General features: G+C 64.4%; 6 protein-coding genes and 1 pseudogene. 4 read left to right on the forward strand and 3 right to left on the reverse strand.

Features of this window, described 5'->3' with window-relative positions:
- The 3 genes from EOA27_RS18695 to EOA27_RS18705 all read left to right on the forward strand — a co-directional run.
- Positions 1 to 778 (forward strand): ABC transporter permease (locus EOA27_RS18695; RefSeq protein ID WP_145970405.1); only part of this gene is annotated, 778 nt, incomplete at its 5' end.
- Complete coding sequence (locus EOA27_RS18700; protein ID WP_127251766.1) at positions 775 to 1713, forward strand: ABC transporter ATP-binding protein; 939 nt, start codon at positions 775 to 777, stop codon at positions 1711 to 1713. The genes EOA27_RS18695 and EOA27_RS18700, both read left to right, overlap by 4 nt.
- The gene (locus EOA27_RS18705) at positions 1710 to 2459 is read left to right on the forward strand and encodes an ABC transporter permease (protein ID WP_126082932.1); all 750 of its coding nucleotides are present in this window, start codon (positions 1710 to 1712) and stop codon (positions 2457 to 2459) included. The genes EOA27_RS18700 and EOA27_RS18705 overlap by 4 nt, the downstream gene beginning before the upstream one ends.
- Positions 2460 to 2465: 6 nt before the next feature.
- Here EOA27_RS18705 and EOA27_RS18710 read toward each other — a convergent pair whose 3' ends face one another.
- A complete protein-coding gene (locus EOA27_RS18710; RefSeq protein WP_126082931.1) occupies positions 2466 to 2672 on the reverse strand; it encodes a type II toxin-antitoxin system HicA family toxin in 207 nt (68 codons plus the stop codon).
- Entirely contained in the window at positions 2669 to 2872 is a 204-nt protein-coding gene (locus EOA27_RS18715) for a type II toxin-antitoxin system HicB family antitoxin (RefSeq protein ID WP_095818392.1), read from the reverse strand. Before EOA27_RS18715 ends, EOA27_RS18710 begins: the two co-directional genes overlap by 4 nt.
- Positions 2873 to 3201: 329 nt before the next feature.
- Between EOA27_RS18715 and EOA27_RS18720 the strand changes: the two genes are divergently transcribed.
- Positions 3202 to 5343, forward strand: coding sequence for a sodium-translocating pyrophosphatase (locus EOA27_RS18720; RefSeq protein ID WP_126082930.1), 2142 nt, complete (start codon positions 3202 to 3204; stop codon positions 5341 to 5343).
- Between the two features lie 93 nt (positions 5344 to 5436).
- On the opposite strand, the pseudogene EOA27_RS18725 reads toward EOA27_RS18720, so the two are convergent.
- Positions 5437 to 5866: pseudogene (locus tag EOA27_RS18725) on the reverse strand (glycosyltransferase family 2 protein); the annotation flags it as partial.

Raw genomic sequence — 5866 nt, forward strand, 5'->3', positions numbered from 1 at the left:
CCTGTCGCCCTGGTCGCGCGTCGGCGTGCTCGTCCTTGCCGCGCTCGCCATTGCCGTGCTGCTCGTCTCGGGAAGCTGGGACACCCTCTCCATCCTCAAGGAATATGCCAGCCGCGCCGACAGTTTCTGGGCCGAGGCTTCCAAGCACGTTAGCCTGGCGCTTGGCTCGCTGGCTGGCGCGGTGATCGTCGGCATACCGCTCGGCATCCTTTGCCATCGCGTCGAGAAGCTGCGGGCGGGGGTGCTGAACGTGCTCAACATCATCCAGACCATTCCCTCCATAGCGCTGTTTGGCCTGCTGATCGCGCCGCTCGGCTGGGTCGCCGTCCACGTGCCGGGGGCCGCCGCGATCGGCATCAGGGGCATCGGCACCGCGCCCGCCTTTGTCGCGCTCTTCCTCTATTCGCTGTTGCCGGTGGTGGCCAACACGGTGGTCGGGCTGGCTGGTGTGCCCCGCGCGGCCAACGACGCCGCGCGCGGCATGGGCATGACCGATCGCCAGCGCCTTTTCGATGTCGAGTTCCCGCTCGCCTTTCCGGTGATCCTGACCGGCATCCGCATCGTGCTGGTGCAGAATATCGGCCTTGCCACCATTGCCGCGCTGATTGGCGGCGGCGGCTTCGGCGTGTTCGTTTTCCAGGGCGTCGGCCAGACCGCGATGGATCTGGTGCTGCTCGGCGCGCTGCCCACCGTGGCATTGGCCTTTGCGGCGGCCATCATCCTCGACGCGGTCATCGAGATGACCGCCACCAAGCGCAGGGTAGTTGAAACGGCATGATCGAGATCGAGGGCATCACCAAGCGCTATGACGAGACGACGGTGGTCGACAATGTTTCGATGGTCATTGAGCCGCGCACCATCGCCACCATTGTCGGCACGTCGGGATCCGGCAAGACGACGCTGCTCAGGATGATCAACCGGCTGGTCGAGCCGACCTCCGGCGTCATCAAGCTCGACGGCGCCGACAACCGCTCGGTGCCTGGCTATCAGCTGCGCCGCAGCATTGGCTACGCCATTCAGGGCCATGGACTGTTTCCGCATCGCACGGTGGCGCAGAACATCGCCACTGTGCCGCTGCTGCTCGGCTGGGACAGGGATCGGATCAAGGCGCGTGTCGACGAGCTGATGACGCTTTACCAGCTCGATCCACAGGCCTACGGCCCGCGTTACCCGCACGAGCTTTCCGGCGGCCAGCAGCAGCGTGTCGGCGTGGCCCGCGCTCTGGCCGCCGAGCCAAACGTGCTTTTGATGGACGAGCCCTTCGGCGCGTTGGACCCGATCATCCGCACCAAGGCGCAGGAGGATCTGCTGGCGATCCAGAAGCGTTTCGGCACCACCATCATCCTCGTCACCCACGACATGGAAGAGGCGGTGCATCTGGGCGACAAGATCGCCGTCATGGATGCCGGCAAGCTGGTGCAATATGCCAAACCGGCGGAGATTCTGGCCAGGCCGGCGAGCGGCTTCGTCGAGACATTGGTCGGCGCCAGCGAAAGGCCGTTCCGGCTGCTGTCGCTCGGGCCTGTGCGCGATGCGGTGGAGCCGGGCGGCGCGGAAGGCGAAGCGATCCCCGGTGAGGCCACGCAGCGCGACGCGCTTGCCGAGCTTCTGTGGTCGGGGCGGCCCGCGCTGCCGGTAAAAGGCGCGGACGGCAGGCTCATTGGCCGCGTCACCGTCGAGGGCCTGGTGAAACGCGCGGCGAGGCCGCAATGAAAGCCTGGCTGCCCGCGCTGCTGAGGCTGGCTGTCCTGGCGCTGCTGGTGGTCTTCATCATCAGCCCGGGCTGGTTCGAGCCGCTGTTGAAACCCCTGACCGAGAATGGCGCGCCGGCGATCTACAACCAGGGCAGCCTGCTGACGCTGACCCTGCAGCACCTGCGGACCGTCCTGGTCGCGACGGTCGCGGCAACGATTGTCGCGGTGGCTTTAGCCATCCTGGTCACCAGGCCGGCAGGCGCCGAGTTCCTGCCCTTGTCGCGCAGCCTGGTCAATATCGGCCAGACCTTTCCGCCGGTTGCCGTGCTGGCGCTTGCGGTACCGGCCGTCGGCTTCGGCGAGAAGCCGACGCTGATCGCGCTCTTCCTCTATGGGCTGCTGCCGATCTTCGAGAATGCGCTGACCGCGCTGACCACGCTGTCGGGCAATGTGATGGAAGCGGCGCGCGGGGCCGGCATGACCGGCTGGCAAAGGCTGATGAAGGTCGAGTTGCCGCTCAGCGCCCCTGTTATTCTGGGCGGCATCCGGCTGTCGGTCGTCATCAGCCTCGCCACCGCGACGATCGGCTCAACGGTTGCAGCCAAGACCCTGGGCGAGGTGATCATCGCCGGCCTGATCTCGAATAACCTTGCCTTCGTGCTGCAGGGCGGTCTCATCGTCGCCGCGCTTGCGGTGCTGATCTATGACGGTCTGTCGGCCATAGAGCGCTACGCCGCGCGGCGGATGGGGCAGGGGGCAGAGTAGAGATGTTCAGACATCTGTTTCGCTGATTTCCGCCATCTTCAGAAGATGGCGCACGAGACCCGTCTTGAGGGGCTTGTTGCCATGTATCGGGATAGAGAGACGCACAATGCTTCCCTCTTTTCCATAAATATGATGGCTGCCTGCTATTCGCAGAAGTTGCCAGCCTCGCCGCTCAATGGCCCTGGCCAGATCCTTGCCCGAAATGGATTTCAAACTGCGATTTCCACCACCTTGCCGGGAACTGAAGTGACCGAAGACGGCAGATCTACCGAAAGGCAGCCTTCAATTGCCTCACGCAGATTTGCCATGAGTTCGTCCAGGGTTTCTCCTTCGGTTGCGCATCCCGGAATGGCGGGAACCTCGGCCCAGAATCCACCTTCTTCCGCTTCGTGCACGATAGCTTTGAACTTCATTGATCAACTCCTGTCCACCCGGAAGATATGCTTGGCATTGAGCATTTGCAAAGCGCCGATCCGTCAGCCGCCAACCTCGCCACGGACCGATCCTGAGCAGCCGGACCCAACGTCATTTCAATCGATCTAATTCCAGGCTCGCGCTGGCACAACGATTCCCGCCTTCTTCTTTTGGGCGAAAGCCGGGCAAAAACCGAACAATATCTTGACGTTCCAAGCCTTGTTTCGCATACCCCAACCAAGAGGTGGATTCCAAGCGCGGCATCCGTCTCCGTTCCAACGGCCCAGGGAGGGGTTCTTTTGGGCCAACAATCGAGGAAAATCCGGCAATGACCATTATTACCGCCGTCATCGCCTGCGGCTTGCTGTCAGTTCTGTACGCCATCTGGGCGACACGTTCGGTCCTTGCGTCCGATCAGGGCAATCAGCGCATGCAGGAAATCTCCGCCGCCATCCGCGAAGGCGCCCAGGCCTATCTGGCGCGCCAGTACACCACCATCGCCGTGGTCGGCATCGTCGTGCTCCTGCTTGCCTGGTGGCTGCTCTCGATCACCTCCGCTATCGGCTTCCTGATCGGCGCCGTGCTTTCGGGCACCGCCGGCTTCATCGGCATGCATGTCTCGGTACGCGCCAATGTTCGAACCGCGCAGGCCGCCTCCAACAGCCTCGCCGCCGGCCTCGACATCGCCTTCAAATCCGGCGCCATCACCGGCCTGCTGGTCGCGGGCCTGGCGCTGCTCGGCGTCTCGATCTACTACGCCATCCTCACCGGCCCGATGGGCCTGCAACCGAACGACCGCGTCGTCATTGACTCGCTAGTTTCGCTCGGCTTTGGCGCATCGCTGATCTCGATCTTCGCCCGTCTCGGCGGCGGCATCTTTACCAAGGGTGCGGATGTCGGCGGCGACCTCGTCGGCAAGGTCGAGGCCGGCATTCCCGAAGACGATCCGCGCAACCCTGCCACCATCGCCGACAATGTCGGCGACAATGTCGGCGACTGCGCGGGCATGGCCGCGGACCTTTTCGAGACCTATGCGGTGACCGTCGTCGCCACCATGGTTCTGGCCGCCATCTTCTTCGGCGGCACGGCGGCGCTGGGCGCGGCCATGCTCTATCCGCTCGCCATCTGCGGCGCCTGCATCCTGACCTCGATCGTCGGCACCTTCTTCGTCAAGCTCGGCTCCAACGGCTCGATCATGGGCGCGCTCTACAAGGGCCTGATCGTCACCGGCCTGCTGTCGATCGTCGGTCTTGCCGCCGCGACCTCCGCCACGGTCGGCTGGGGCGAGGTCGGCACCGTTGCCGGCATCGGCATCACCGGCAAGAACCTGTTCATCTGCGGCCTCATCGGTCTGCTGGTGACCGGTTTGATCGTGGTGATCACCGAATACTACACCGGCACCAACAAGCGTCCGGTGAATTCGATCGCCCAGGCGTCGGTGACCGGTCACGGCACTAATGTCATCCAGGGCCTCGCGGTCTCGCTGGAATCGACCGCGCTGCCGGCCATCGTCATCGTCGGCGGCATCATCGCGACCTACCAACTAGGTGGCCTGTTCGGCACGGCGATCGCCGTCACCACCATGCTTGGCCTTGCCGGCATGATCGTGGCGCTCGACGCCTTCGGCCCGGTCACAGACAATGCCGGCGGCATTGCCGAAATGGCCGGCCTGCCCAAGGAAGTGCGCCACTCCACCGACGCGCTCGACGCTGTCGGCAATACCACCAAGGCGGTGACCAAGGGCTATGCCATAGGTTCCGCTGGTCTCGGCGCGCTGGTGTTGTTCGCGGCCTACTCGAACGACCTCCGGTTCTTTGCCGCCAATGGCGACAAGTACCCCTACTTCCAGGGCATGGGCGACGTCTCCTTCGACCTCTCCAACCCCTATGTCGTCGCCGGCCTGATCTTCGGCGGCCTGATCCCCTATCTGTTCGGCGGCATCGCCATGACCGCCGTCGGTCGCGCCGCCGGCTCGATCGTCGAGGAAGTGCGCAAGCAGTTCCGCGAGGACAAGGGCATCATGGCCGGCACCTCGAAGCCGAACTATGCGCGCGCCGTCGACATCCTGACCAGGGCGGCGATCCGGGAGATGATCATCCCGTCGCTGCTGCCGGTGCTGGCGCCGCTCGTCGTCTATTTCGGCGTGCTGCTGATCTCGGGCTCGAAGGCCTCGGCCTTCGCCGCGCTCGGCGCCTCGCTGCTCGGCGTGATCGTCAACGGCCTCTTCGTCGCCATCTCGATGACCTCCGGCGGCGGCGCCTGGGACAACGCCAAGAAGTCGTTCGAGGACGGCTTCACCGACAAGGACGGCGTCAAACACCTGAAGGGTTCCGAGGCGCACAAGGCCTCGGTCACCGGCGACACCGTCGGCGACCCCTACAAGGACACCGCCGGCCCGGCCGTAAATCCGGCGATCAAGATCACCAACATCGTCGCGCTGCTTCTTCTCGCCGTGCTCGCGCACGGCTGATCGCGGCAGCTATTCCAGGATAAAGCCCGCGGGAGCGATCCCGCGGGCTTTTTTTTCACATGACACCATGCGTGCCGCCTTCCCGGCGGGCACTCAGTTGGCTTCGGGCCTTTCGGTGCCATGGCGATAGCGGGCCAGCAACGCGTCGATGTTCGGCTCTCGCTCGGGCATTGGCGGCAAGCCGCGTGTCTGGCGCAGCATGGCAATGAAGGCGCCTCGGCGATGCTGGCGGCGGAAGGAACGCGCCCGCGGATGTATGCCAAGCATCGCCAGGAGCCTGCGTTTAAGGTAGCGGGAACGCTTGAGGGGAGCAGGTTCCTCGGCGTTGCCAAGAATCCTGGCGCGCAAAGCGTCCGGCGAGCTCATCGCGTCCATCAGTTCTTCCTGCTCCTGCGCCGTATCACGCGCATAGCTGCCTTCGCGCTTGCCCGAATGCAGCATGAGCACGGTCAGATGCGGCATTGTCGCGATCACCGCACCCTTGCGCCAGGCACGGAACAGCCAGTCCTGGGAACTCTCGCAA

The organism is Mesorhizobium sp. M2A.F.Ca.ET.037.01.1.1, assembly GCF_003998075.1.
GTDB lineage: Bacteria > Pseudomonadota > Alphaproteobacteria > Rhizobiales > Rhizobiaceae > Mesorhizobium.